General features: G+C 35.4%; 26 protein-coding genes, 2 pseudogenes and 1 riboswitch. Of the genes and pseudogenes, 21 read left to right on the forward strand and 7 right to left on the reverse strand.

Annotated elements, in window-relative coordinates:
- Positions 1-108 precede the first annotated feature (108 nt).
- A pseudogene (locus CALKRO_RS01725) lies at positions 109-1065 on the forward strand (Rpn family recombination-promoting nuclease/putative transposase).
- A 125-nt stretch (positions 1066-1190) separates the two neighbouring features.
- Here the strand turns inward: CALKRO_RS01725 and CALKRO_RS01730 are convergent.
- Positions 1191-1766: a Uma2 family endonuclease gene (locus tag CALKRO_RS01730; protein ID WP_041741493.1), complete on the reverse strand. Its 576-nt coding sequence runs from the start codon at positions 1764-1766 to the stop codon at positions 1191-1193.
- Between the two features lie 47 nt (positions 1767-1813).
- Positions 1814-3154, reverse strand: coding sequence for a glycoside hydrolase family 28 protein (locus CALKRO_RS01735; protein WP_013429402.1), 1341 nt, complete (start codon positions 3152-3154; stop codon positions 1814-1816).
- A gap of 285 nt (positions 3155-3439) precedes the next feature.
- Between CALKRO_RS01735 and CALKRO_RS01740 the strand changes: the two are divergent.
- Positions 3440-3622 (forward strand): annotated as a pseudogene (locus tag CALKRO_RS01740) (Rpn family recombination-promoting nuclease/putative transposase); the annotation flags it as partial.
- A 98-nt stretch (positions 3623-3720) separates the two neighbouring features.
- Here the strand turns inward: CALKRO_RS01740 and CALKRO_RS01745 are convergent.
- Both CALKRO_RS01745 and CALKRO_RS01750 read right to left on the reverse strand, forming a co-directional pair.
- Positions 3721-4485 carry a tRNA (adenine-N1)-methyltransferase gene (locus CALKRO_RS01745; RefSeq protein WP_013429404.1) on the reverse strand — a complete coding sequence of 255 codons (765 nt, stop codon included), beginning with the start codon at positions 4483-4485 and terminating at the stop codon, positions 3721-3723.
- Between the two features lie 72 nt (positions 4486-4557).
- Positions 4558-4929 (reverse strand): CBS domain-containing protein, encoded by a 372-nt coding sequence (locus tag CALKRO_RS01750; protein ID WP_013429405.1) that lies wholly within the window; start codon positions 4927-4929, stop codon positions 4558-4560.
- Between the two features lie 150 nt (positions 4930-5079).
- On the opposite strand from CALKRO_RS01750, the gene CALKRO_RS01755 reads away from it, so the two are divergent.
- The 6 genes from CALKRO_RS01755 to CALKRO_RS01780 all read left to right on the forward strand — a co-directional run bounded on the left by CALKRO_RS01755 (position 5080) and on the right by CALKRO_RS01780 (position 10295).
- A complete protein-coding gene (locus CALKRO_RS01755) occupies positions 5080-5868 on the forward strand; it encodes an Mrp/NBP35 family ATP-binding protein (RefSeq protein WP_041741497.1) in 789 nt (262 codons plus the stop codon).
- Between the two features lie 138 nt (positions 5869-6006).
- Positions 6007-6240, forward strand: coding sequence for a DUF5320 family protein (locus tag CALKRO_RS01760; protein ID WP_013429407.1), 234 nt, complete (start codon positions 6007-6009; stop codon positions 6238-6240).
- Positions 6241-6424: 184 nt separating this feature from the next.
- Positions 6425-6823, forward strand: coding sequence for a NifB/NifX family molybdenum-iron cluster-binding protein (locus CALKRO_RS01765; RefSeq protein WP_013429408.1), 399 nt, complete (start codon positions 6425-6427; stop codon positions 6821-6823).
- Between the two features lie 189 nt (positions 6824-7012).
- On the forward strand, positions 7013-7432 hold the full coding sequence (locus tag CALKRO_RS01770) for a DUF134 domain-containing protein (RefSeq protein WP_013429409.1): 420 nt from the start codon (positions 7013-7015) through the stop codon (positions 7430-7432).
- A gap of 133 nt (positions 7433-7565) precedes the next feature.
- A complete protein-coding gene (locus CALKRO_RS01775) occupies positions 7566-10046 on the forward strand; it encodes a heavy metal translocating P-type ATPase (RefSeq protein ID WP_041741865.1) in 2481 nt (826 codons plus the stop codon).
- Between the two features lie 39 nt (positions 10047-10085).
- Positions 10086-10295, forward strand: a complete 210-nt coding sequence (locus tag CALKRO_RS01780) for a heavy-metal-associated domain-containing protein (RefSeq protein WP_013429411.1) — start codon at positions 10086-10088, stop codon at positions 10293-10295.
- Between the two features lie 93 nt (positions 10296-10388).
- On the opposite strand, the gene CALKRO_RS01785 is transcribed toward CALKRO_RS01780, so the two are convergent.
- Genes CALKRO_RS01785 through mntA form a run of 3 tightly spaced genes read right to left on the reverse strand, consistent with a single transcriptional unit; the run spans position 10389 to position 12310 of the window.
- Positions 10389-11456, reverse strand: a complete 1068-nt coding sequence (locus CALKRO_RS01785; RefSeq protein WP_013429412.1) for a DUF1646 family protein — start codon at positions 11454-11456, stop codon at positions 10389-10391.
- A 4-nt stretch (positions 11457-11460) separates the two neighbouring features.
- The gene (hepT, locus tag CALKRO_RS01790) at positions 11461-11895 is read right to left on the reverse strand and encodes a type VII toxin-antitoxin system HepT family RNase toxin (protein WP_013429413.1); all 435 of its coding nucleotides are present in this window, start codon (positions 11893-11895) and stop codon (positions 11461-11463) included.
- Complete coding sequence (gene mntA / locus CALKRO_RS01795; RefSeq protein ID WP_013429414.1) at positions 11879-12310, reverse strand: type VII toxin-antitoxin system MntA family adenylyltransferase antitoxin; 432 nt, start codon at positions 12308-12310, stop codon at positions 11879-11881. The genes hepT and mntA overlap by 17 nt, the downstream gene beginning before the upstream one ends.
- Before the next feature lie 304 nt (positions 12311-12614).
- Between mntA and CALKRO_RS13790 the strand changes: the two genes are divergently transcribed.
- The 13 genes from CALKRO_RS13790 to CALKRO_RS01855 all read left to right on the forward strand — a co-directional run bounded on the left by CALKRO_RS13790 (position 12615) and on the right by CALKRO_RS01855 (position 25606).
- Positions 12615-12803: a hypothetical protein gene (locus tag CALKRO_RS13790; RefSeq protein ID WP_237699113.1), complete on the forward strand. Its 189-nt coding sequence runs from the start codon at positions 12615-12617 to the stop codon at positions 12801-12803.
- 75 nt (positions 12804-12878) lie between these two features.
- On the forward strand, positions 12879-13013 hold the full coding sequence (locus tag CALKRO_RS14050; RefSeq protein ID WP_307189288.1) for a type II toxin-antitoxin system RelE family toxin: 135 nt from the start codon (positions 12879-12881) through the stop codon (positions 13011-13013).
- 42 nt (positions 13014-13055) lie between these two features.
- Positions 13056-13203: riboswitch (cyclic di-AMP (ydaO/yuaA leader) on the forward strand.
- Positions 13204-13339: 136 nt separating this feature from the next.
- Entirely contained in the window at positions 13340-14563 is a 1224-nt protein-coding gene (gene eam / locus CALKRO_RS01805; RefSeq protein ID WP_013429416.1) for a glutamate 2,3-aminomutase, read from the forward strand.
- A 203-nt stretch (positions 14564-14766) separates the two neighbouring features.
- Positions 14767-15453 (forward strand): YveK family protein, encoded by a 687-nt coding sequence (locus CALKRO_RS01810; protein ID WP_013429417.1) that lies wholly within the window; start codon positions 14767-14769, stop codon positions 15451-15453.
- Positions 15454-16227, forward strand: a complete 774-nt coding sequence (locus CALKRO_RS01815; RefSeq protein ID WP_013429418.1) for a CpsD/CapB family tyrosine-protein kinase — start codon at positions 15454-15456, stop codon at positions 16225-16227.
- Positions 16190-16948, forward strand: a complete 759-nt coding sequence (locus CALKRO_RS01820; RefSeq protein ID WP_013429419.1) for a tyrosine-protein phosphatase — start codon at positions 16190-16192, stop codon at positions 16946-16948. Before CALKRO_RS01815 ends, CALKRO_RS01820 begins: the two co-directional genes overlap by 38 nt.
- Positions 16948-19329: an S-layer homology domain-containing protein gene (locus CALKRO_RS01825; protein ID WP_013429420.1), complete on the forward strand. Its 2382-nt coding sequence runs from the start codon at positions 16948-16950 to the stop codon at positions 19327-19329. The genes CALKRO_RS01820 and CALKRO_RS01825 overlap by 1 nt, the downstream gene beginning before the upstream one ends.
- 79 nt (positions 19330-19408) lie before the next feature.
- Positions 19409-20071, forward strand: a complete 663-nt coding sequence (locus CALKRO_RS01830; RefSeq protein ID WP_013429421.1) for a hypothetical protein — start codon at positions 19409-19411, stop codon at positions 20069-20071.
- A 25-nt stretch (positions 20072-20096) separates the two neighbouring features.
- Complete coding sequence (gene gmd / locus CALKRO_RS01835) at positions 20097-21185, forward strand: GDP-mannose 4,6-dehydratase (RefSeq protein ID WP_013429422.1); 1089 nt, start codon at positions 20097-20099, stop codon at positions 21183-21185.
- A gap of 13 nt (positions 21186-21198) precedes the next feature.
- The gene (gene fcl / locus CALKRO_RS01840; protein ID WP_013429423.1) at positions 21199-22128 is read left to right on the forward strand and encodes a GDP-L-fucose synthase; all 930 of its coding nucleotides are present in this window, start codon (positions 21199-21201) and stop codon (positions 22126-22128) included.
- Positions 22129-22144: 16 nt separating this feature from the next.
- Positions 22145-23530, forward strand: a complete 1386-nt coding sequence (locus CALKRO_RS13215) for a sugar transferase (protein WP_013429424.1) — start codon at positions 22145-22147, stop codon at positions 23528-23530.
- A gap of 31 nt (positions 23531-23561) precedes the next feature.
- Positions 23562-24311 (forward strand): WecB/TagA/CpsF family glycosyltransferase, encoded by a 750-nt coding sequence (locus tag CALKRO_RS01850; RefSeq protein ID WP_013429425.1) that lies wholly within the window; start codon positions 23562-23564, stop codon positions 24309-24311.
- A 191-nt stretch (positions 24312-24502) separates the two neighbouring features.
- Positions 24503-25606: a glycosyltransferase family 4 protein gene (locus CALKRO_RS01855; protein ID WP_013429426.1), complete on the forward strand. Its 1104-nt coding sequence runs from the start codon at positions 24503-24505 to the stop codon at positions 25604-25606.
- The last annotated feature ends 137 nt before the right edge of the window (positions 25607-25743 follow it).

The following is a 25743-nucleotide window of genomic DNA, read 5'->3' on the forward strand; positions in this document are numbered from 1 at the left end:
AGGGCGGCCTTTTCTCTTAAGACAAAATAAAGAATTTGTGGTATAATAATAATTGAATAATAAAATCAGTTTGAAGCAAAAAATGTAAAAATGAAAGGAGCAAATGTTTTGAGTGAAAATTTGCCTCCAAAAGAACATGATTCCACATTTAAATTTTTATTTGAAGAGAAAAAGGATATACTTCTTTTAATAAAAGATATACTAAAGTACAAATGGGCAGAGATGATAGATGAAGATTCAATTGAGCTGGTAAAAACAAACTATGTAACACAGGATTTTATGCAGATAGAAGCTGATGTCATTGCAAAAGCAAGGTTGAGTGAACGGGAAGTATTTTTACATATTGATAGAGAATCAGTCAACAGTAAAGAGGGATATGCAGCTTAGAATATTAAGATACATGATAAGCTTATGGGCACAAGAGATAAGAAAAGGAGTAGAAGTTTTGCCCGCAATTATACCTATAGTTGTTTATAACGGAATTGACGAAAGATGGAATATATCAACAAACTTAATGGAGGCTTTTGATATATTCAGGGATGATATATTTAAATACCGGGTAGTTGATATTATAGAGCTTGATATGAAAAAGTTTTTGGAAAAACAAGAAGATGTCCTTGGTCCAGTAGTATTCTATTTAGAGCAGGTAAGAGAAGACAAAGATGAGCTTGTGAAGAGGCTATACGAAATAGAAGCAATTTAAAGAGTTTGAGCAGAAGAAATATTGACCGATTTTTAAACTGGGCACATTATATTATACGGCCAAGACTTGCAGAGGATCTCAAAGCAGAGTATGACAAAATAGTAGCAAGGATAAAAGAAGGGGGTGCAGGCAGAATGGGTGATTTTGTATCCAATGTTGCAAGGCTGCTTGATGAGACAAAGACAAAAGAGTTTAATATGGGAATTCAGCAAGGAATTCAGCAGGGAATTTACAGAGCCAAGGTTGAAATGGCAAAAAAGCTTGTTAAAAAAGGTTATAGCGATGATGAAATTGCAGAACTTACAGAGCTTGAAGTTGAAGAGATAAGAAAGCTTCGAAAAGAGATTGCAAATAAAAAATAGAAAGTTGTTTATAGATAAATGATTTAATGATGTTCCAAACTTCCTATTTAAAATGAAGTTGTCCGCGGTGTTAAATAGATAAAATACTCAATGAAACCAACAAGACCACCCTCGAGTTTCACATCTTATTTTATCACGCTAAATATTTCATCAACATCCAAAACAAGATCATCAAATACCTTTATTGTCATACCTTTTTTGTATTTATTTATAGAGCAATATTTCCCATTAATATTATTGCTGTAAACTTCTATACACTCATTTGAAATGTCAACTATCCAGTACTCAGGTACTTGAAATTTTTCATACACAGACAGTTTAATTGTTCTGTCGGGGTGTTCTGTCGAATATGATAGTACTTCAACAATCAAGCGGGGATTTCCCTTGTATTTAGGTCCGTGGAAAAGTTTAGTGTTGCAGCATACCATTATATCTGGCTGAAATTCGTAAATTTCATTTTGATTTTCAAAGACAACAGCAATATCATTTGTGAAAACTTCACACATGCCACCAAACCCAAAATGATTAATAAACGCTGTTGCGATTTTGTTCTTTACTCTATCATGGTTTGGATGAGCAGGGGCCATAGAAAAGATAAAGCCATTGTCGTATTCAATTTTAAATCGGTTTTCCTCTTTTTGAAGAGTCAAAAATTCTTCATATGTGTAGTACTCATATTTATTGGGGAAGCTTGTCTCCAACTTATACCCACCTTTGCTCAAAACACAAGACTTCTCTCTTTTAATAATTATACCACAAACTTTTCGCTCTTTACCACATTAGAAAAGAGGCAATTTGTCAGGTTCTCAAAAAGACCTTCTATATCGTAATCTTTATTGGGACTGTTCAAACCATATCCATAGTTTATATTCAAAAGCTTGAGATTTACAGTATCTTTTGCAAATATCCATGGAATTTTTCTCATGTACTCAGTAAAATCTGGACATTCACTGGGAAGGAGGTCAATTCTCTTGGCAAACTGAGGTCTGTTTTTCCCAAATGAAAGATATATATCGATGTCCTTCAAAGTTACATTTTTAATATTTTTATTTTTACCATAAACAACAATACTATTTTCAGAAAATGCCTTTACATTTGATATTGTAATATCCTCAATTAAATTTCCTTCTTCTGGTGCTGCTATGACAATGGGTTCACCTTTTCCCCACCATGTACCTGCAAAAATTTTGGTTGACATTGTCACATTTGAAATGGTCACATGCTTTACGTATCCATTTTTGCCATTTGCAAATATTGCTATGCCTCTGTTAGAGTTTAGGACTATAAGGTTTGAAGCAATTACATTTTTGATCTTACTATCTAAATGGCCCATTCTCAAAGCTGCAGAGCGTGTTTGCATGATGCAGTTTGAGACAATCACATTTTCACATGGCTTTTCCCAGTTGGTGATGCTACTTAAAGCAACGCAGTCGTCACCGCATACAAAAAAGTTGCTTGTAATAATAGCATTTTCACATGAACAAAGGTGAATTCCATCACTATTTGGGACTCTAAGATTGTTCACAATCTTTATTGAGTTTATCTTGATGAACTTTGAAGAGTGAATGCAAACTGTCCAGCATGGAGAATCTATAATTGAGATTCCAGAAAGATTTATGTTTCCACAGTTGTAGAAAAATATAGGTTGGTTTGGTCGAAACTTTGGTTTGCACTCTGTTTCTTCAAACTGCTCAGGTGTGAGATTTTGAAGTTCATCAAAAATGTTAAAAGCCTGTGAAAAGTCCATAAAGCTGTTTCCAGAGAGGTCAATTGTGCCCTTGCCATCGATTGAGATATTTTTTTGGTTCATTGCAAATAAAAATGAAGTCACATCTCCCCATTCGTTGTGATAATACCCAATTTTAAAGTAATCTTCTATATAAGGTGATGCTTTTAAGATAGCACCTTCTTCTAAGTACAGGGTCACATTTGACTTTAACTCAATTGGTCTTGAAAGGTATACTCCTGCTGGCACAACTACCCTTCCACCACCTTTTTCATGGCACATGTCAATTGCTTTTTGAATTGCACCTTCACAGAAGGTTATTCCATCTGGCTTTGCCCCAAGCTCTGTAATATTTATTATCATCCTAATCCCTCCGCCATAAAGCTCTTATATCTTTACCATATAACAACTTTTTAATTTGGTCTTCTCAAAATTTTAATTATGTTGTAAGTTTTTGCTGGAAATATTTTGATTTTCTAAATGATATTATGTAGACTTTCACCGCAGTCAATTGCTAAGTTGCTATGTCAAAAAAGAGGAGAGTGTGGTATAATAAAATTGAAAATACAAAGGAGCTTTCAGCGGCAGCTCAGACTATCATCCAGTGTTTAATTTCAGTTTATTATTTGAAGATGGGAGTAAATGGAAGTGGGACAAAAACCTCCTTACAACCAGTATGATCTGATTTTCAAAAGGATATTTAGTTTCAAAGAAGTATTCTTGAACTTTCTAAAATCAACCATCAAAAGACCATGGGTTGATAAAATAGACCTGCAGAGTCTTGAGTTTGTAGACAGAAGCTTTATAAAAGATGAGTTTGTTGAAAAAGAGGTTAGATAGATATGGGTGATTTTGTATTTAATGTTCAGCGACTGATGCAGGAGTATTACAAAGAAGCTGAAGAAAAAGGAAAAGAAAAAGGGGTCGTATCACAAAATCTTCCTTGCAAAAATCATATAAGCAGTATGCCCTATCATTCTATCGTCAGGTCTAAGGCGCTCAGGCACAGGCTTGTACTGGCGCATCATAATTTCAACAACTTCGGAGACATAAAATCTGTGCGCTTGCAAGGCTGTGAGCGTCTCTGCCACTTGATTTGTTGTTGGAACAAGTATTCCCAAGTGCCCTGCAGGCTTTAAAGCCTCTCTCACAGCGCTAATTGCTTCTTCAGGCTCTCTGATATCTAAAAAGAATGCATCCAAATCCTTCTCTTCAATTCCTTCTACTATTGACTTGTTGTGCATAACCACATTGTCAAACTTTGAAAAATTTTTTATATTCTTCACAGCCATTTTGTAAAACTCTTCTCTTTGCTCATATGTATACACTTTCCCTTCCGGACCAACAGCCATCGAAAGGTAAATCGTAAACGCACCAGAGCCTGTCCCAGCCTCACCAACTCTTTTTCCAGGGTGTATGTCAAGTCTCATCAGAATATATGCTCCATCTTTTGGATAGACTATCTGCGTGTGTCTCTTCAAAAAGTGCATAACATAGTCAAATATGTCGCACGGAAAAACATAGTATTCAACATCGTTTGCAAAAAAGCTTCCGCCGGGTGAAATCTGCGCAATTTTGTCTGTTTCAATGTATCCTGTTGGAAGGTTAACTCTCTTTGGTACAGATATATCAACAACCTTTTTAAACCCTTCTGGACCAATGATTACTCTCTTTGTATCAAATGATTGCTCCATCTTATGCCTCCTTTAGCACAATATACCAATATATTGCTTTTGAATTTGCAATGTTTCTGAGAATATTTAATACTACATGTTGATAAAATAGTCAACTATGTCTTCAAGTCCAATTAGACCAATAACTTTGCCATTATCCACAACAGGAACAGCAGAGATATCATGTTCACGCAGAAGTTTTGCCACCTGTTTTATATCATCATTTTGGGAAGCTGTAATAACAGCTTTTGTCATGGCAAGCTCAACAGGGTATGTTTCATAGTGTCCCGGCTGACTCAAAAATCTGTAAATATCTACCTTCACTATAATACCTTTGAGAAAATCATTCTCATCTACCACAACTGCAACACTTTTTTTTCTTTTTTGCATCTGTTCAAGTGCAAATTTGACAGTATCAGTTGGCAGAAGTTTTATAAAATCGCGGTTGATAACATTTGCAAGCATCTTTTTCTCCTCCAGAATTATTTTAAAAATTTTTTATCTTATCAATAATTATATACCCGTTTCTAATAAAAAAAGACAACAATTATTATTGAACTATGCCAAAAATAAAAGTAAAATAAAAAGAAAAAATTTATAGAAGGAGAGAGAAAATTGAGGCAGAATATAATGCATCCAATTCCGAAAAATGAATTTACTGATGTGAAAAAGATATATGCCATTGTCAGTGGCAAAGGTGGGGTTGGGAAGAGTTTGGTTACATCTTTGATTGCTGTTGGTTTGAGAAGAGAAGGTTATGAGGTTGGAATACTTGATGCAGATATAACTGGACCGTCCATTCCCAAGATGTTTGGGGTGAGTGGTGCTAAAATTGACTCAGATTCAAAAGCAATCTATCCTGTGAGAACTCACAATGATATAAAAGTTATGTCAATGAACCTGCTTTTTAGCAAAGAAGATGCTCCTGTTATCTGGAGAGGACCGCTCATTGCAAAAACAATAGAGCAGTTTTGGACGGAAGTTGGCTGGGGTGTTTTAGACTATCTTTTAATTGATATGCCTCCAGGAACAGGTGATGTTGCGCTTACAGTTTTTCAATCTTTGCCGATAGATGGAATTATAATGGTAACTTCACCGCAGGACCTTGTTTCTCTAATAGTGAAAAAGGCATATAACATGGCAAAACAAATGGATATACCAATTGTAGGAATTGTTGAGAACATGAGCTATGCAGTGTGCCCTCATTGTGGCAAAGAAATTAATATTTTTGGCAAAAGCAAGCTTGAAGAAGAGGCAGAAAAGCTGAATTTAAAAGTTTTAGGTCGTGTTCCGATAGACCCGCAACTAACAGCCCTTTGTGACAGTGGCGAAATTGAAAAGGCACAAAATCTGTATTTGGATTCTTGTATAGAGGTTTTAAAAAGTGAGCTTAAAGAAGAATGACATAGAACTTTTCATTGTCGAAATTACCCTTGCAAAAAGCAGGGATAAATTTTTTGAAAAAAGATATTGACATATGCCAAAAATAGATTATAATTATTATTAGCAAATGCCAATAATACATTTTTGGAGGTGAAAGCTATGCCTTGGGGTTTTGGACCAGGATTTGGCGCAGGTAATGCTGCAAGAGGCTTTGGCAGAGGTTTTGGCGGTGGCTTTGGCAAAGGTCTTGGGATTTGCAAATGGGTTCTCTTAGGTAGCACTTCTTATGCACCAAATGTCAAGGATGCTTTGGAGTTTGAAAAACAAGTTTTAGAGCAAAGACTGAAGCTAATTGATAAGCTTCTAAAATATAATGAACAAAAGCAAGAGTAAAGGAACTTAAAGAAACTTCATAGAAGGGGGCACAGCAGAATATTTTTATGTGTTATGTGCCCCCCAATTTGTTAAACTAAAATTACCTTTAATAAGATTAAGTTTGCTACTCAAATTTGGTGGGTGTTATGAAGAGTATGCTTAAAAACAAAAAAAGAAGAATAAAGGATTAGGAGGAAAAAAGATGAAAATAGCAGTAATGATGGTAGACAATCAGATAAGTCCACATTTTGGGGGAAGTGAAAAGGTTTGTATATATACAGTCGAAAACGACAATGTTGTAGCAAAAGAATATTTTAACATGCCAGAGCACAGGGCTGGGCTTTTTGCGAAGTTTATAAAGGAAAAAGGAGCAGATGTTGTGATAACAGGTTCGATGGGTGAAAGAGCAAGATATATATTTGACAATCTTGGTATTAAGTATTTCATCGGTGTCTTAGGCCATCCAGATGAAGCAGTTGAAAAGCTATTAAAAGGCCAGCTGAAGTCAAATGAATCACTTGCAAATGAGATCCATGAGCATGAAGAGGGATTGCATCATCGTTCGCATGGACACTCTCACCAGCACCGTCATATTTCATAGTCATTATAAATTACCGTTAGAGACGTTTTGAAAATAGATGAGAAAAATTAATGACATAGGCTCTTTAGTTTATGGTATAATTGAAATGAGCCTAAAAGAGCTAAGAAGAAAATGTAACAATTAAGATGGGCAGGGTTAAAATCCTGCCTTTTTGTTCATAATAATTTTCAGAAAAAGGAGGCATTTGACTTGCCACGACCAATAAGATGCAGAAAAGTTGAATTTCTGCCAAGATTTAAATATTTTTTACCACATGAGGGTTCAAACGATGAGGTTTTGCTGAAGGTTGAAGAGCTTGAAGCAATAAGACTTAAAGACTTAGAAGGGCTCATGCAGGAAGAATGTGCACAAAAAATGCAGGTTTCCCGCCAGACATTTCAGCTCATATTAGAAGAGGCGAGAAAGAAGGTTGCCGATGCGCTTGTCAATGGCAAAGCTATCAGAATTGAAGGTGGGAACTACGTTTTTGGAAATTGCAAGTATACTTGCTTAAATTGTGGAAAAGTTTTTGAATCAGAAAAGTGTGAGTGCCCAGAATGCCACTCTTCTCATGTTGTATGTCACAGAGGAAAAGGAAGAGGACACTGCTTCAGGCACAACGGAGGGTGATGATGATAAGCAAAGATAGCTGATAGTATTTTTTAGTAGTTGGGTATAATAAAAGCGAAAGAAAAATTTATTTTTTAAATAATTCCTACTTGACATATAGAAATAGTTGAGTATAATGAAATTGGATTGGCATATGCTAAAAAAGAAGGTGTTACATGTGAAAAAAACTTTGAGTATAACGGGTATGACATGTAGTTCTTGTGCAAGAGCGATTGAAAAAAGTGTTAGCAAATTAGAAGGAGTAAGTAGTGCGTCGGTTAATTTTGCCACTGAGAAACTTATTGTTGAGTTTGATGAGAACAAAGCCAGCATTGAGATGATAAGAGAAGCTGTTGAAAGAGCCGGCTATGGTGTTTTGGATGATGAGGAGGCAACTATCAGGGAAGTAACTATTCCCATTTCAGGCATGACTTGTGCTTCATGTGCAAGAGCAATCGAAAAATCAATTTCAAAGCTAAATGGAATAAAAGAGGTAAGTGTTAACCTTGCAAGTGAAAAAGCAAAAGTTGTGTATGATTCATCTAAGTTGAGACTGTCTGAAATAAAAAATGCGATAATAAAAGCCGGATATACGCCACTTGAGATTGAGAAGACATATTATGGAGATTTGCATCAAGAACGAAAACAAAAAGAGATAAATAATCTTTTTAGAAGGTTTGTCATTGCAAGCATATTTGCAGTTCCACTTTTATTGATTGCTATGGCACATTTAGTGGGACTTCCGCTGCCAGAGATAATTTTGCCTGAAAAACATCCTTTGAATTTTGCGCTTGTACAAGCAATATTGGCAATTCCAATTGTCATTGCAGGGTATAAGTTCTACACGGTAGGCTTTAGCAGGCTTTTCAAGTTTCACCCAAACATGGACTCATTAATTGCAGTTGGGACAGGAGCTGCTTTTCTTTATGGTCTTTTTGCTATATACCAAATTGCAATTGGTCACTACCAGTATGTAAAAGAACTGTATTTTGAGACTGCAGGTGTAATTATAGCCCTTGTTTTACTGGGCAAATACTTAGAAACAGTTTCCAAAGGCAAAGCCTCGGAAGCCATAAAAAAATTAATGGGACTTGCCCCAAAAACTGCGGTAGTTATTCAAGGTGATAATGAAATAGTCATTCCAATAGAAGAAGTTGAAGTAGGCGATATACTCTTAGTAAAGCCCGGGGAAAAGATTCCCGTTGATGGAGAAGTAATTGAAGGTAGAAGCTTTGTTGATGAATCAATGCTGACAGGTGAAAGCATCCCTGTTGAAAAAACACCTGGAAGCAAGGTTATTGGGGCTACAATAAACAAAAATGGCACGCTAAAGATAAAAGCTACAAAGGTCGGCAAGGATACAGTCATAGCACAGATTATAAAACTGGTTGAGGATGCTCAAAGCTCTAAAGCACCAATTGCAAGGTTGGCAGATGTAATCTCAGGGTATTTTGTACCAGTTGTCATTCTCATTGCTGTAATTTCAGCGACTGCATGGTACTTTGCTGGCAGTTCATTTATTTTTGCTTTGAGAATATTTATTACCGTCTTAGTTATCGCATGCCCGTGCGCTTTGGGTCTTGCAACACCCACTGCTATTATGGTCTCAACAGGAAAAGGCGCAGAACATGGAATTTTGATAAAAAGTGGTGACGCATTAGAAACCTTGCACAAAATCACAATGGTTGTATTCGACAAAACGGGAACAATCACTGAAGGTAAGCCAAAAGTAACTGACATAATTCCAGCAAATGGGTGGGAAAGAAAAAGGCTGTTGCAGATAGTGGCGTCGGCAGAAAGGTTCTCTGAACATCCTTTAGGTGAAGCAATAGCCTTGGCAGCAAAGGAAAAGAATCTGAAACTTTTTGACGTAAGTCAGTTTGAAGCAATTTCAGGGCATGGAATAGAGGCAGTGGTAGATGGACAAACAGTTCTTGTTGGTAATGAAAAACTTATGAAAGATAAAGGGATTGAGATAGATTTCTTACTTGATGTAGAAAAGCTTTCACAGCAGGCAAAGACGCCTATGTTTATAGCGCTGAATGGAAAGTTTGCTGGAATCATAGCAGTATCAGACGTGATAAAGCCAAATGCTAAACGGGCAATAGAACTTTTGCATAGCATGGGTATTGAGGTAGCAATGATAACAGGTGATAATAGCAAAACAGCAAAAGCAATTGCAAAACAGGTTGGAATAGATAGGGTTTTAGCGGAAGTCTTGCCACAGGATAAGGCAAATGAAGTAAAAAAACTTCAGGGAGAAGGTAAAAAGGTTGCGATGGTGGGCGATGGTATCAACGACGCACCAGCTTTAGCTCAAGCTGACGTGGGTATAGCAATTGGGTCTGGAACAGATGTTGCAATCGAGTCTGCTGATGTGGTTCTTATGAAAAGTGATATATTGGACGTTGTAAATGCAATACTGCTTAGCAAAAAAACAATACAGAACATCAAACAGAATCTATTCTGGGCATTTTTCTACAATACATTGGGCATTCCGATTGCAGCAGGAGTTTTGCACATATTTGGTGGACCACTTTTGAATCCGATTATAGCAGCGCTTGCTATGGCGTTTTCTTCAGTCTCTGTGGTTTCAAACGCTCTGAGGTTAAAAAGATTTAAACCTGTAAATTAAAATTTATATAAAAAATTGAAAGAAAGGATGGGTTTTGAAATGACAAAGAAAATTTATATTAAAGGCATGACTTGTGACCACTGCGTAAGAAGAGTGGAAAACAACCTAAAAGCCATAGAAGGTGTAACCTCTGTGCAGGTTGACCTGCAAGAAGGCGTTGCAACCGTTGATCTAAGTAAAGATGTAAAAGATGAAGAGTTTGTTCGAGCAATTGATGATGCTGGGTATGAGGTTGTGAGAATTGAATAGGGATATATTGTAAAAGTAAAAGCAGGGCTGGGTAATCAAATCCTCATGGTATTACCCAGCTCTAAATTTTTCTCTTTTTAATGGAGCCTTCTTTTATATTACGAACAAAATAACATAAAAGGTTGTCAATAAAACCAGACCTATAGGAAAACCAAATTTAACCCATTCTTTGCTTTTTATTTCGAGTTTATTTGCCGCAATAATATTTGGAATGTTTCCTTGAATGAGCATTCCACCACTTGCTAAGAGACTGAGAAGAATAGCAGTTACTTGGCTTGAGGTAAGTTTTGGGCTGATTATAGCAGCTGCAACTGTTGCATTATCTAAAACGGCAGATATAGTGTTAAGCCAAAATAATAACTTGTCACCAAGCTTTACAATGTATTTGTCTATAAACGGTTTAAATCCATTTCCTAAGAGCTCTAATGCCACTATAAACAAAAATATTTTACCTGCTCTTATCACTACATCTTTGTGTGTTTCAACTTCTTTTATATGCTGATCTTCTATTTCAAAATACTTTCTGTCTTCTTCAGACATCTCTTCTTTTCTATAAAAGAATTTCTTTTCTCTTTTAGCAATAAAGCTTCCAAGCAAAGCCATGACAAGTATCACAGGTATAATATAGTGACCCACAAGACGAAGGAGATAAGCAAAATCTTCTTTCAATATACTTACAACAATTGTAGAAAGAGGCTCGCCAATTGGTGTTAGTGCAGCGCCAAAGCCAATTGCGTAGCACCCAGCAATTGCAACTTTTGATTTTGATGAATGTCTCAAAGGTAGCAGATGTAATATTTCTACCATTATCAGTGTTGCAACAATAGCAGTAATTACGCTTGAGAAAAGTCCCAAGATTAACAAAACCAAAAATATAAAGATTTCAAGGTTTATCTTGCTAAGTAAAAGGTTAATAGCATTTTTAAGCTTGTTAACCGAGAGATTAAAGAGAAAGCCCATTATTAAAACTACTGCAGTGACAACATAGAGAAGATAATTTGAGAGAATATGTCCAATCAAATGCACAGATAAAGTTCTTGAAACGATTGTTGCCAAAATTCCCATGAAAAAAAGAAAAATTTCTAAATTGTGCTCCACCTTTTTAAACACGAATGGCAAAATGAAAACAAGAGCTAAGATTAATATCAGCAAAAAGTCCATGTCATCACTCCTCATTAAAAATTTTGCTTGAAATCTCATTCCAAAACAGTTCAAAATCACTAAGATTGTTTTGGAGGATTTCATATAAAGTTTGGTTGTCTACCTCAAGATACAAATGAACTATTCTGTTTCTAAATTTCACCATTCGGATTAATTTTTCTGCTAAATTAGTTGAAATATAACTATTTTCAAGCAAAATTTTGATGGTATCAGAATAACTTGAAGGCTTACCTAATTTTTTTCTTGAAACGATATGATTGCATATATCAATAATAGCTTCAATTGATGTTTGTAATAGATACTTACAACTTGTGATATTCCTAAAATCAGCAATGAAATCTTGGTAACTTAATTTTTTGAGATGTTCAAGTTTTGATAAACATTCTCTGATATATTTCATTTTCAAGGAAATTTTGTCTAAGTCAAGGTTGTTTTGCATGATTACTCGACTCCTTTGATAGTGAAGCTTTAAAATCTTCCCAAAAAGCCTTGTAGAAATATTCATGGTCTTGATATAGGTCTAAAACCTGTTCTTCAAAATCTGCAACTTTTTTAAAATCTCTTTCAAAAATTTGTCTTCCTTCACTGATTGTTTTGAACTGCAAAGTAAGTGGTGCCTTATTTAAGTTGACGATGTCAACCATATCAGTTTCAAGTATTTCACAAATTTTAATTTCAATGTCAATCTCTTCGAAAATGCTCATATCTTTGTCAAATAGAATTGCCAAATCTATGTCACTGTCTTCTGTTTGAAATTCTGTTCCATATGAGCCTATTATCCATACACCCAGTATTTCAGGTGTTGAGCTAAAATATTCAATTAGTTTTGGCAATTTTGATTCTATGTTCAACACAGAAAACACCAGCCTCTTTAGAAACTCTAATTAATCTTATCATGAAACAAATTGAAAAATCAATAATATTATGTCCAGTTTGATTTTCAGTTGTTTATGTTGTTACAAAGCTAATGGATGTGGTATAATTAAAATAACAGAGATAGCTATAAGCTTTTAGAGGTGTAAATAGATGATTTCAAAGAAAAAAGTAAGTTTTCATAGTGCAGACAATAGTATAGCAGAAATGAAAGAAAAGATAGAACTCATTTAAAAATACTTAAAGATTGAGGAAAAGGAAAATATATTAGCGTTTACTATTTCCTTGTTAGAGGTTCTAAAAAATATACCTGTTACTTTTTATGCTCCTGAATTGAAAAAAGAGTTAGATGAATGGGCAGAGACCGCTGAAATTTGCCTCGATGATGAACTTATGAATAGATTAAAAGAAGCAGAAAATGAATTTAAAACAGGTGGCGGCGTTAGATGGGAACATCCGACAAATTCAATATAATATTTTCTAAAGAAGCATATAAGTATTTGCAGAAATTGCCACAAAATATTAGGCCCTCTTTCTTCTCCCAAAATTATAAGACTACATGGGAAGTTAGAAGGTTTTTACAGATACAAAGAAGGTGATCTCAGGATAATATATAGGGTAGAGAAAGATAGACTTATAATTTATGTCTATGATATTGGACCGAGAGGAGACATATATAAATAAGTTTTTGTACCAGAAAAAATAAAGTAAAGATAGTCTTGTACTCCTTTTGAAAAGCTGAATTCCCAAGTGAACCTTGGGATACGGGGGACCCAACCTTTTTGGGGTGAATCAGAAGCCAAAAGCTTCTGTAGGGCTAACCCTTTCGGCCCGAACCCGTCAGCTAACCTCGGAAGCTTTGAAAGGGGAGGCAAAAGGAGTTTTTTTATGCCTTTTTTTAAAAGGGAAGGCATTCCTTTGCCTTTGATTTCAAAGCAGCCAAATTCCGAGGTTATGGAGTTTGGCTGCTTTTATTTTCAGCAAAAATTTTGAAAGGAGGTTTTATAGATATGGAAAAGTTAAATGTTATCAACAACAACGAAAGGTTTGAAAAGTTAAAAGAAGCAATTCAAGACTACTTAGAAGTCAAAGACACAATCAAAACTGGCATCGAGGATGAAGAAAAGATTGAATATCAAAAAAGAAAGATTCTTTCCTATTTTGGTGCAAGCGAAAAAGATTGGGAAAATTATAAGTGGCAGCTGAAAAATAGAGTTGCCTCTTCCAAAATACTAAAAGAACTTTTAAATCTTGATGAGAAAGAAGCAGAGCAAATAGAAGAAGTGGCCAAGAGTTACCGCTTTGCAATCTCACCTTACTATTTATCGCTAATTGACCCAGATAATCCAAACTGCCCAATAAAAAAGCAATCAGTCCCAAGCTCATTTGAGCTTATAGAAAAAGGAGAGCTTGACCCAATGGACGAAGAGCACACCTCCCCCACCAAGATAATTACCCAGCGCTATCCAGACAGGCTCATAATAAAGGTTACAAACATATGCGGGATGTTTTGCAGATTTTGCCAAAGAAGAAGACTCATCGGTGAGACTGACACACACGCATCCTTAGATGACATTACTGATGCAATTGAATATGTGGCACAGAATCCAAATATCAGAGATGTACTTATCACAGGTGGCGATGCCCTGATGCTATCTGATGAGGTTTTGGATTGGATTTTAAGGTCACTCAGGCAAATACCTCATGTTGAGATAATCAGAATTGGCACACGAGCACCTGTGACTCTACCGCAAAGAATTACAAAAGAGCTTGTTGATATGCTAAAGAAATATCATCCTATTTATATAAACACCCACTTTAACCATCCACGAGAAATAACAAAAGAATCAAAAAGAGCTTGTGAGATGCTCTCAGACGCTGGAGTGCCACTTGGCAACCAGATGGTTTTGTTAAATGGGGTCAACAATGATAAGTATGTTGTTCGAAAACTCAATCAAGAACTTTTAAAAATCAGAGTAAAGCCATATTATATCTTTCATCCAAAAAGAGTAAAAGGGACATCGCACTTTTGGGTGACGATTGAAGAGGGTATGGAGATTATTGAGAGCCTTAGAGGAAGAACCTCAGGCATGGCAGTTCCCACATACATCATAAATGCACCAAAGGGCAAGGGAAAAACTCCAATCATGCCAAATTATCTTCTTTACTTTGGTAAAGACAAAGTGGTTTTTAGAAACTGGGAAGGTGAGATGTTTGAGGTGGAGAATGGATAGAAGTTTGTAAATCTGTGTTAAAAGTATTACAGTAATATTACAAAAATGTGAAAATATTAATGCGAATTATGCAAAATTATGCTTAAAAATGGTGTAATGGGTTGATAAAATGCCACCAAGTGGAGTATAATATTAACAGTTCTACTCTACAAAAAGGTGGCAATTTTTTTTGACGTAAATTTTAAAACAGGAGAGGATTGGGATTGGAAATAAAAGAATACATACTTATAATCAGAAAAAGGTTACCTCTTATTGTTGCAACTACCCTAATATCCACTCTTATTGCTGCAATTTTAAGCTTTTACATTCTCCCACCCATTTACAAAGCAACTGTTACACTTTTTGCGGGGCGTTCTACTAACAGCGATGGTGCAAATGATAGTATTCAGGCATTATACAGTGATGTTTTGCTCGGGCAGCAGCTTGTCAAAGACTACAGAGAGATTGCTGTCAGCCGCACAGTTTTGGAAAGAGTCATAAAAGAGTTAAATCTAAATATGACTCCTGAAGAGCTTGGGAGTATGGTCTCTGTTCAGCTAAAAAATGACACCCGTATCTTGATGATAAATATTGAAAGCAAAGATCCAAAGTTTGCTGCAACTATTGCGAACAAGTTAGCAGAAGTGTTTATAGAAGCAGTTCAGAGGATTATGAAGATAGAAAATGTCCAAATAGTTGACAGAGCGGTTGTTCCGGACAAGCCAGAAAAGCCAAAAAAACTTTTGAACACGGCAGTGGCATTTGTATTGGGTTTAATGGTAGGAGTAGGAATTGCATTTTTCATTGAGTACTTGGACAATACCATCAAAACACCTGACGATGTTGAAAAGTACTTGCAGCTGCCTGTTTTAGCTGTCATTCCTGATTTGGATGAAGGGGGCAAAAATTAGATGAATGCCGTCAAAGAAGTCATAGCACTATATAATCCTCGCTCGCCCATCACAGAAAGCTACAGAATGCTTCGAACCAACATTCAATATTCAAGTTTGGACAAGCCCATAAAAACCATAGTTGTCACAAGCACTGGACCATCAGAAGGAAAAACAGTTACATGCGCAAATTTGGCAGTTGTAATGGCCCAAGCGGGGAGTAAAGTATTGGTCATAGATGCAGACTTAAGGCGCCCTGCTATACATAAAGTATTTGGTGTTAGTAATAAAGTGGGACTTACAAATCTTCTTGTTGAAAATAAAAATTTTGAAGAGATAGTTCAAAAAGATGGTGTTGAGGGGCTGGATTTGATAACATCTGGACCTATTCCACCAAACCCAGCTGAACTTCTGGGTTCCAAGAAATTTGAAAATTTCTTAAATACAATTAGCCAAAGTTACGATTACATAATCATAGATACGCCACCCTGTGGAAGCTTAACAGATGCAGCTATTATTGGTAGAATTGTAGATGGTGTAATTTTGGTAGCAGCTGCAGGTGAAGTACAGATTGAAGCAATCCAGCAGGCAAAGGAGAACTTGCAAAAGGTCAATGCCAACATAATAGGTGTTGTTTTAAATAAAGTAAAACGACAAACGTCAAGCTACTATTATTACTATTACTACTACTATTATTACCAAGATGAAAACGGAGAGGTTGTCAAGAAAAAGAAGACAGGCAGGAGAAGAAAGAAAGATGATAGATATACACTGCCATCTGATGGTGGGCGTTGATGATGGTGCAGAAGATTTGGATGAAGCAAAAAAAATGATTAAGCTTGCAAAGAAAGAGGGTATAAATGAAATAATAGTGACACCACATTATACCTCAAGGCTCAAAGTTATATATGACAATAAATTTGAAGAGATTCAAAAAATAGCCCTTCAGGAAGGGGTGATGCTACATAGAGGGTGTGAATACAAACTTCAAGATGCTTTAGTTCAAAAAAGTGATCTGATTACACTTGGTGGTTCTGACTATGTGCTGATCGAAATTACCCAAGGTTTTCTGGCAGAATATGTACTAAATCAGGTTTATGAGCTAAAACTTTGTGGTTATGAAGTAATAATTGCTCATCCAGAAAGGTCGTTTGAGAAAAAGGATATTGACAAGCTAAAAAAGTTAGCAGAAATGAATGTTTACTTTCAACTGACGGCGGCAAGCTTTATCGGTGCATTTGGCAGGCAAATTAAGAAGTTTTCAGAAGAGTTGCTTGAAAGAGGGCTTTGTCATTTTATTGCGTCAGATGCTCACAACAAAAGCTCAAGGCAGTTTTATTTTCAAGAGGCGAAAAAATATCTAAAAGATACCTACAATGAACATTGGCAAATTGACCTATTATTTGAGCAAAACCAAAAAGCTATATTAAACGGAAGTGGGGAATTTACAGCTCAACGCCTTACAAGAAAAAACTTTTTAAAAAGGTTATTAGGAAGTATAGGGAGGTATGGATAATGAAAAGATTTAAAAGAACAGTCAGCTTAGCAGTAGTAGCTGTATTTCTACTGGCTAATGTCCTTGCTTTTGCAGCAACACCGCTTGATAATTGCAAGTCGGCAGCAAAATCACTTTTGAGCCAGTTAGTAGATAAAATAAAAGCTTCTGGCTCTGCACAGCAAACAGCTGAAGTTATAAGCAAGTTTATAAGTGGCAGTGGGAGAACTGTACTTGTGAATGCTTTCAACCAAATAGCGCAGGGTCCTGGAGCTGCTCAAAGACTTGAAAGTGCACTGGGGTTAAACCCAACAACTTTGGGTCAGCTTCTTGATTGGATGGCAAGTTACCAAGGTGGAGGCGGCAAGAACTGGTTTGTAAATTTGGTAAGTCTTTCAGGGGATGCTCTGAATAGTGCACTTGATACTGCAGCAAATGACCTTGTAAATAAGTATATTCAAACAGTCGGTGGAGATGTTTACAAGGCTGAATATCAGCTGAACAAAATCAATGCGGCAATAATGCTTTTTAATGGTACTCCAGGTGGTTATAAACCAATAAAATATGATTCAACTGGCAATTTCAGTGTATATGATACAGGATTCAACAATTTGTTTAGCCTTTTAAATCCGCTTTTAGGTAATCAAATTACTGGGGAAGAGAACAAAGCTAATTTGAAAAATGCATTTCAAACAATAGTCAATGCAGTCAACTCTATTGCAGACCCGACAGAAAAACTTGGTGCAAAAGCGCTACTTCAAGCACTCGGGCTTTTGTATGTAGAAAGTGCTCCATCAACAGGTGGTGGGGTAGTACCAAGCACAGGTGGTGGTACAACAACAACCCAACCTACAACCAGCCAGCAACAACAGCAAGCAACTCAGCCAGCTCAGCAGCCAAGCCAGCAAACCCAGCAAACAACACTTTCAGATTTATCTAAAAAACTTGATGAAGCAATAGCGCAAGGTAACTCTGCTCAGATAAGTGAGGCAGTTAATGCATTAGCATCAGTTTTGGCAGCTATGAAAAATACGGAGGAAGCAGTGTCAAGTTTAAAAGAAATTTCAGGGAAAGTGGCAACTGCTCTTGATAAAATTTCTGATGTTTCACAAGTTAAATCTATTGTGAATGGTTTGACAAATGCTATAAATACAGTTGCGTCAAATATTCAGAAGCAATCACTATCTACTGTTGAAAAGTCACTCCAGCTTGAAAGCCTCAAGTTTGAAACAGCAGGCTTACTTTTAAAAGCTTATGAGGCAGCTGCAGTAACTCCACAAAAAACTGAAGACACATCAAAAGTGACATTCAAAGTGAGTGCGAATGACATTGCTTTAGCTATATCAAAAGCAAATGAGGTCGCATCAGGTATTCAAACTACTAATTCAACTGTAAAAAAATCATTAAATTTTGCGGGTGTTTCAATTGCTATTAATGCAATATCAAGCAAGGATATATCTGTTATGTTTGATAAAGAATCTATCGATAAAATAAAGAGCGATAGTAAGGTCACAAATATACTTATAAAGACTCAAAATACAAGCGTTGTAATTCCGAAATCGACTTTAACTGCAGACAAATTTGAAATTAAAATCATACCCAAACAGGTATCAAACGCACTTTCTAAAGCAGTGGATGTGAACATTGTTGTTGGAGATAATGTTCAAGAAAAATTTGATAAGCCAGTTGTGCTCCTGCTCAAGCTCAACAATAAAATTTCAGATGAATCAAAAGTAGCTGTTTATAGAGTATCAGATGGCAAAACAGAGATTGTTCCTGGCATATATGTATCAACAATAAATAGCTTTTTAGTTGAAAGAAAGTCTCTTAGCACGTACTATGTAGGAAGCTATAACAAGACATATTCAGATGTTGATTCAAATGCTTGGTATTACAAGAATGTTCAGCTAATATCTGCAAAGGGTATAACAGATGGCTATCCAGACGGAACATTCAGACCAAACAACAACGTTACAAGAGCAGAGTTTGCAAAGATGGTTGTTGAAACATTCCAGTTTGATACTACTGGCCAAGAAGTAACAAAATTTGAGGATGTGAAATCTACAGATTGGTTCTATTCATATGTTGCAACTCTGTACAACTTGGGAATCATCAATGGTAGAAGCGAGACCAAGTTTTCACCAAACGCACCAGTTACAAGAGAAGAGATGGCAAAGATGATATCACTCGCACTTGTCAAAGCAGGAAAAGTTTCTCTATCTGCTATACCAACGCTTAGCTTCAAGGATGACTCAAGCATCTCAGCTTGGGCTAAGAAGTATGTGGCTATTGTTGTTGAAAATGGAATTATGGAAGGAAGAGGCAGCTCTACATTTGCACCAAAGGCTAACGCAACAAGGGCTGAGGTTGCAACAGTTATTGTAAGAGCTTTGATGAAGTAAAATTCTTTAAAAAGAATTAAACACCCTTGAGGTCTCTTGACGCTGGGACCTCAAGGGTATCTAAAAAGGTGTGGTGTGATTGAAAAGAAAGCGAAAAGTATTGCTTATATTGGCCATTTCGCTAATTTTAATGGCAGTACTCTTTGCAATAGCAATTGAAAAAGCTTTGAATTCGGTTTTGCCACCTGAGATGGTAAAAGAACTTTTAAATGATAAAAGTCTGAACAAAGAACTTAGCAGTTTAATAAACGATGAGAACATTGCCAAAGATGTTCAAAGTATAGTTTATGAGCAAAACCAAGTAAAAAAGGATTTGGAACAAGCTAAGGGTGGCAGCGAACCAGCCAATGCTTCAAACGCTCCCACTAAAAATACCTCTACAGGAAACAATGAGCTTAAAGGCAAGACTAACAATCAAGATTCTAAAAAACAAGAACTATCAAATAACTCAAGCACAAATAACAGTTCCCAAAGTAGCTTAAACAAAGATACACCGAAAAATGAAGAGCAAACATCTTCTTCACCAAAACACGATAAATTGAATATTTCAACCTCTGACCAGTTAGAAGCTGCTAAGATTGTCCTTTCTGTTATGTCAATGGCTGAGATAAAAGAACTTGTGAGCTTATACAAATCAGGCAAAAAGAATGAGGCTATACAACGAGGGGTTATGATTTTGAAGCAGAGATTGTCACCTGAGCAGAAGAAAAGATTGAAGGAGCTATATTTCAAATATAAATGATTCTTTTAAGAGAAGGTGTTCTTTTATGAAAAGAGCTTTAATTACTGGCATCACAGGTCAAGACGGTGCATATTTAGCTGAGTTTTTGCTTGAAAAAGGTTATGAAGTTCATGGCATAAAAAGACGAACATCATTAATTAATACCCAAAGAATAGATCATCTTTATGAAGACCCGCATGTTGAGAACCGACGTTTTTACCTGCACTATGGTGATTTAACAGATTCCACAAACCTCATAAGAATAATCCAGGAAGTTCAGCCTGATGAAATCTATAATTTGGCTGCTCAAAGTCATGTAAAGGTTTCGTTTGAATCGCCTGAATATACTGCAAACGCAGATGCACTTGGTACACTTAGGCTGCTCGAAGCAATTAGAATATTAAAGCTTGAAAACAAAACTCGATTCTATCAGGCATCAACCAGCGAGCTTTTTGGGAAGGTACAAGAGATTCCTCAAAGAGAAACCACTCCATTTTATCCACGAAGTCCATATGCTGTTGCCAAGCTATATGCTTATTGGATCACTGTAAATTATCGTGAAGCGTATGGAATATTTGCATGCAACGGAATACTGTTCAATCATGAATCACCTATTAGGGGTGAAACTTTTGTAACAAGAAAAATAACCCGAGCAGTTGCTCGGATAAAATATGGATTGCAAGATAAGCTTTATTTAGGCAATCTTGATGCTAAAAGAGACTGGGGCTATGCAAAAGACTATGTGAGAGCTATGTGGATGATATTGAATCATGACGTACCAGATGATTATGTAATTGCTACAGGTGAGACACATAGTGTTAGGGAGTTTGTGGAGAAAGCTTTCAAGTATGTTGATATAGATATCGAATGGGTTGGACAAGAAGTAAATGAAAAAGGAATAGATGCAAAAACAGGAAGGGTTTTGGTCGAAGTTGACCCAAGATACTTCAGACCGACCGAAGTTGATATATTAGTTGGTGATGCAACAAAAGCAAGGCAGGTTCTTGGGTGGCAGCCAACAGTTACATTTGATGAGCTTGTAAAAATTATGATGCAAAGCGATTTAAAAGAAGCTGAAAAAGAACTTTTCAACAAAGAAAATGGCTATGCTTATCAACCATCATATTTAGAATGAGGGGTCTTAAAAGATGGAAAAGTCGAGCAAGATATTTGTTGCAGGGCACAGAGGGCTTGTTGGCTCCGCAATAGTAAGAAGACTACAAAAAGAAGGCTATACAAACCTTGTTTTGAAAGGCAGAGAAGAAGTTGATTTGACTCGCCAGGAAGAGGTTGAAAGATTTTTTGAAAAAGAAAGACCAGAATATGTTTTTCTGGCTGCTGCAAAAGTTGGAGGAATTCATGCAAACAGAACATACCCTGCAGAGTTTATATATCAGAATTTAATGATTGAGTGCAATGTGATACACAGTGCTTACAAGTATGGTGTAAAAAAATTATTGTTCTTAGGAAGCTCTTGCATCTATCCAAGAGAATGTCCTCAGCCGATGAAAGAGGAATATTTACTCTCTGGGTATTTAGAACCTACAAATGAGGCGTATGCAGTAGCTAAAATTGCAGGACTTAAACTGTGTCAATATTATAAGAGGCAATATGGAGCAAATTTTATAAGCTGTATGCCAACAAATTTGTATGGCCCAAATGACAATTTTGATTTGCATACATCACATGTGATACCTGCTTTGATTCGCAAGTTTCATGAAGCTAAAATCAACAACAAACCTTATGTTGAAGTATGGGGAACAGGAAAGTCACTGAGGGAGTTTTTACATGTCGATGATTTAGCTGATGCGTGCTTGTTTTTAATGAAGAATTACGATGATGAGATATGGATAAATGTGGGAAGCGGCGAAGAGGTCTCTATTGCAGAGTTGGCTAACATGATAAAAGAAATTGCGGGGTATAAAGGTGAAATATTATTTAATCCTGACATGCCAGACGGGACACCGAGAAAACTACTTGACATCAGCAGACTTAAAAGCCTTGGTTGGGAGAGAAAGATTAGCTTATATGATGGTTTGATGTCGACATATGAATGGTATGTTGAGAATTATAGATAAAAGGGAGAGACCTCAAGTGCCTGATGAAGTGAAAATATGGAGAAAGGTACTTTATAATTTAGCAGGATTTATTGCATTAACTTTGGCATATTTTGCTGCTTATCGATTTAGGTTCAATAAAGTTGATTTCTTCAATGAAAAATTATATTTTTTGACATATGGTCTTATTATATTGTTTTGGTTTATATTAGTACTCAAGGTTTCAAAAGAATTGAATTTAAAGAAAATTGGAGTAAAAGAGATTGTTTTAAATACGTTGAAAAGATCAATAGCTATATTTATCTATGTGTCTTGTATAGATTTTATTGCAAAACTTGGTCTTAGTAGAATTGTTATCGGCACTTTTATTCTAATTTACTTTTTAGTTGGTGTTGCACTAAAAATTGTTCTTACCAAAATTGAGGATATTTTGTTTAAATCTTTAATAAGAGATTATTATTTTGTTGTTATAGGAACAAATGAAGCTATCAAATTAATAAAAAACAGCAATCTGTTGAACTTTTATAACAAGAAAAACAAGATAACTACGATTGAGCTCAATTCTAAGAATGAAAATTCTTGTTCATATGCAATTGAAAATCTTTGTCGTTTGATCAAATATTCGGTAGTAGACGAAGTTATTCTCTTGTCAGAGTTTAACTTGAATAATGAATTTTTAAAGAAAATTATTGAAATTTGTAAAATAAGTGGACGAAAACTGAGAGTTGTTTATAAGAATGATATAGGAGTTGAAAAGGCTCAATTAAGTGTTGATGGCAATAATATTGTGTTTGAATTTAAGACAGTTGAAACAAGCTTTGCATATGTATTTGTTAAGCGAGTACTTGATATATTAATATCATTGGTAGCTCTCGTACTTACAGCACCGTTGTTTTTATTGATTGCGATATTGATAAAAATTGATTCTCCAGGTGGACCTGTATTCTTTGTCCAAGAACGTGTTGGGCTAAATGGTCGGCGATTTAAACTTATAAAGTTTAGAACTATGATACCTGATGCAGATAAAATGAAAGATCAATTAATGAAATATAATGAGATGGATGGACCTGTTTTTAAGATAACTAACGATCCAAGAATAACAAGGGTAGGAAAGATATTAAGAAAACTAAATCTTGATGAGCTTCCTCAATTGATAAATGTTTTGAAAGGAGAGATGAGCTTAGTAGGACCAAGACCTTTAGAGACCAAAGAAGCCCTCGGCTGTGAATTTGAACATCATATAAGACATTCAGTAAAACCAGGCTTAACATGTATTTGGCAGACCACTCACAATAGAAATGATGTTGGGTATAATGAGTGGATGAAGATGGATTATGAGTATATAACTAAAAAGAATCTGCTTTTGGATTTGTACTTAATATTCAAAACTTTTTTAGCAATAATAAAACTGAATGGAAAGTAGAGTAAATACTTTTTAAAGGTGAATCAATACTATGAAAGAATATTTGCTTAACAATATGAAATTGCATTCAATAAGTAAAGAAGAACTATTAGAAAGGATAGGTATGTGGGCACGAAAAAATGAGAGTAGAGTTGTTTGTTTTGCAAACGTCCATATGAATATTGAGTGTGTTGAATCAGAGAAGGTGAAAGAAGCTGTAAATTCGGCAGACATAGTATGCCCGGATGGAATGCCATTAGTATGGTGGCTAAAAAGGAAGGGGGAACATGACCAAGAGCGACTTGATGGACCATCAATGATGTTAGAGATTTGCAAATATGCTCAGGAAAATAATTTGAAGATAGGGCTTTACGGAAGTGAAAAGGATGTTTTGAATGCACTTATAGATAATCTAAAAAAAATGTTTAGTGCTTTGAAAATTACTTATTCCTATTCTCCACCATTTAGGGACCTCACACCAGAAGAGGAAGAAAAGATTTTAGAAGAAATAAATCAAAGCAAGACACAGATATTATTCGTTAGCCTTGGTTGTCCAAAGCAGGAAATTTGGATGAGCAAGAATAAAGGAAAGATAAATGCTGTGATGATAGGAGTTGGTGCAGCGTTTAATATGCACGCCGGTAAAATTAAAAGAGCTCCGTTGTGGATGCAAAGAATGGGGCTTGAATGGTTGTACAGGCTTATAAAGGAGCCCAGGAGATTGTGGAGAAGATATCTATATACAAACTTGAAGTTTATCAAGCTTTTGGTTACTGAAACTTTAGTTCGTGGTTCAAGATGAGATTATAGGAAAATTAATAAAGTCAGAGATATAATAAGGATTATAGATGGCCAGAAAAGCTCTATTTATGATGCTACGGGGATATTACAAAAAAAGAAGCTGATTTTGGTGCAGTTGTTTCAAGTGTAGAAATACTTATTTTAAAGTTGTAAAGTTAATATATTCGCCATAGGTTAGATTAGGTGAGAAAAATGAAAATTGTTATTGATTGCTATACCTTGGTTAAAGGAAAAGGTAAAAGTATAGGTATTTATAATTATGCAAAAAACATATTAAATTATTTGGTACCAATGTTATCTGTTAATAATGAAGTGATTATCTTGTGTAACAATAAAAATTTACATGACTTTGAATATAAAAATATTACCTTAAAAATAATTAAAGCTGATCCAACTAAGTTAGTTAATAGAATAATGTGGGAAACAATAGTATTACCAGCGTATTTGTTGAAACTTGGGGCAGATGTATATTTTTCTCCCAAAGGAAGTATACCATTAGTTAAAGTTTGCAAAGTTTGTGTTACTATCCATGATCTTATACCTTTTTATTATCATGAGAATTTTAAAAGCCACTTTAATAGGATGGAAAACTATTATGTAAGGTGGAGAATAACACAAGCAGTTAAAGCGGCTGATCAAATAATTACTGTTTCTGAATTTTCGAAGTATGATATTATTGACAGATTTAAAGTAGATCCGGATAAAATAAATGTAATTTACAATGGAGTCGAGACTAATGTAAAAGTAGAGGAGGTTAGTGAAATAGACTATATTTTTGCTATTACATCTGAGCTACCTCATAAAAATTTAAAAACATTATTAAAAGGATATGAAATTTATTATAACAACTATAATAACAAAACTAAATTGATAATATGTGGTGTTAAAAATCCTGATAGATATAAGATTATAGATAGTAGAGCTTTCAATAATATTAAATTTGTTAACAATTTATCAGATGCTAAGTTGAATGGATATTATAAAAATGCAAAGATGTTCATTTTTATCCCTTTAATAGAGGGATTTGGGCTACCACCTTTGGAGGCTATGAGATTTAATGTTCCAGTAATTTGCTCAAACTGTAGTAGTTTGGCAGAGATATATAAAAATGCTGCAGTTCTTGTCAATCCGCATGATCCAAATGATATAGCTAGAGCCATTTACGCTGTAGAAGAAAATATTGTGGATTTAGAGTCGATTAAAAAGGAAGCTTCAAAGCTAGTAAAAAAGTATACATGGCATAATGCAGCGTTAAAAACTTCAGAGGTATTTGATAGAATAATTAATAATGTGTAGTTGTGCTATTATACATGTACTTGTATAATAAAAAATACTGCACATTAAATACGGTTATGTGTATGTCTGTAACTTTGCCAGAAGAAGTTTTAGAATTAATTTGAATGAAAAATCTAGGGTTTTCTAAATTTTGTTTT

Origin of the sequence: Caldicellulosiruptor kronotskyensis 2002 (assembly GCF_000166775.1) — a bacterium.
In the GTDB taxonomy this organism is placed as follows: domain Bacteria; phylum Bacillota; class Thermoanaerobacteria; order Caldicellulosiruptorales; family Caldicellulosiruptoraceae; genus Caldicellulosiruptor; species Caldicellulosiruptor kronotskyensis.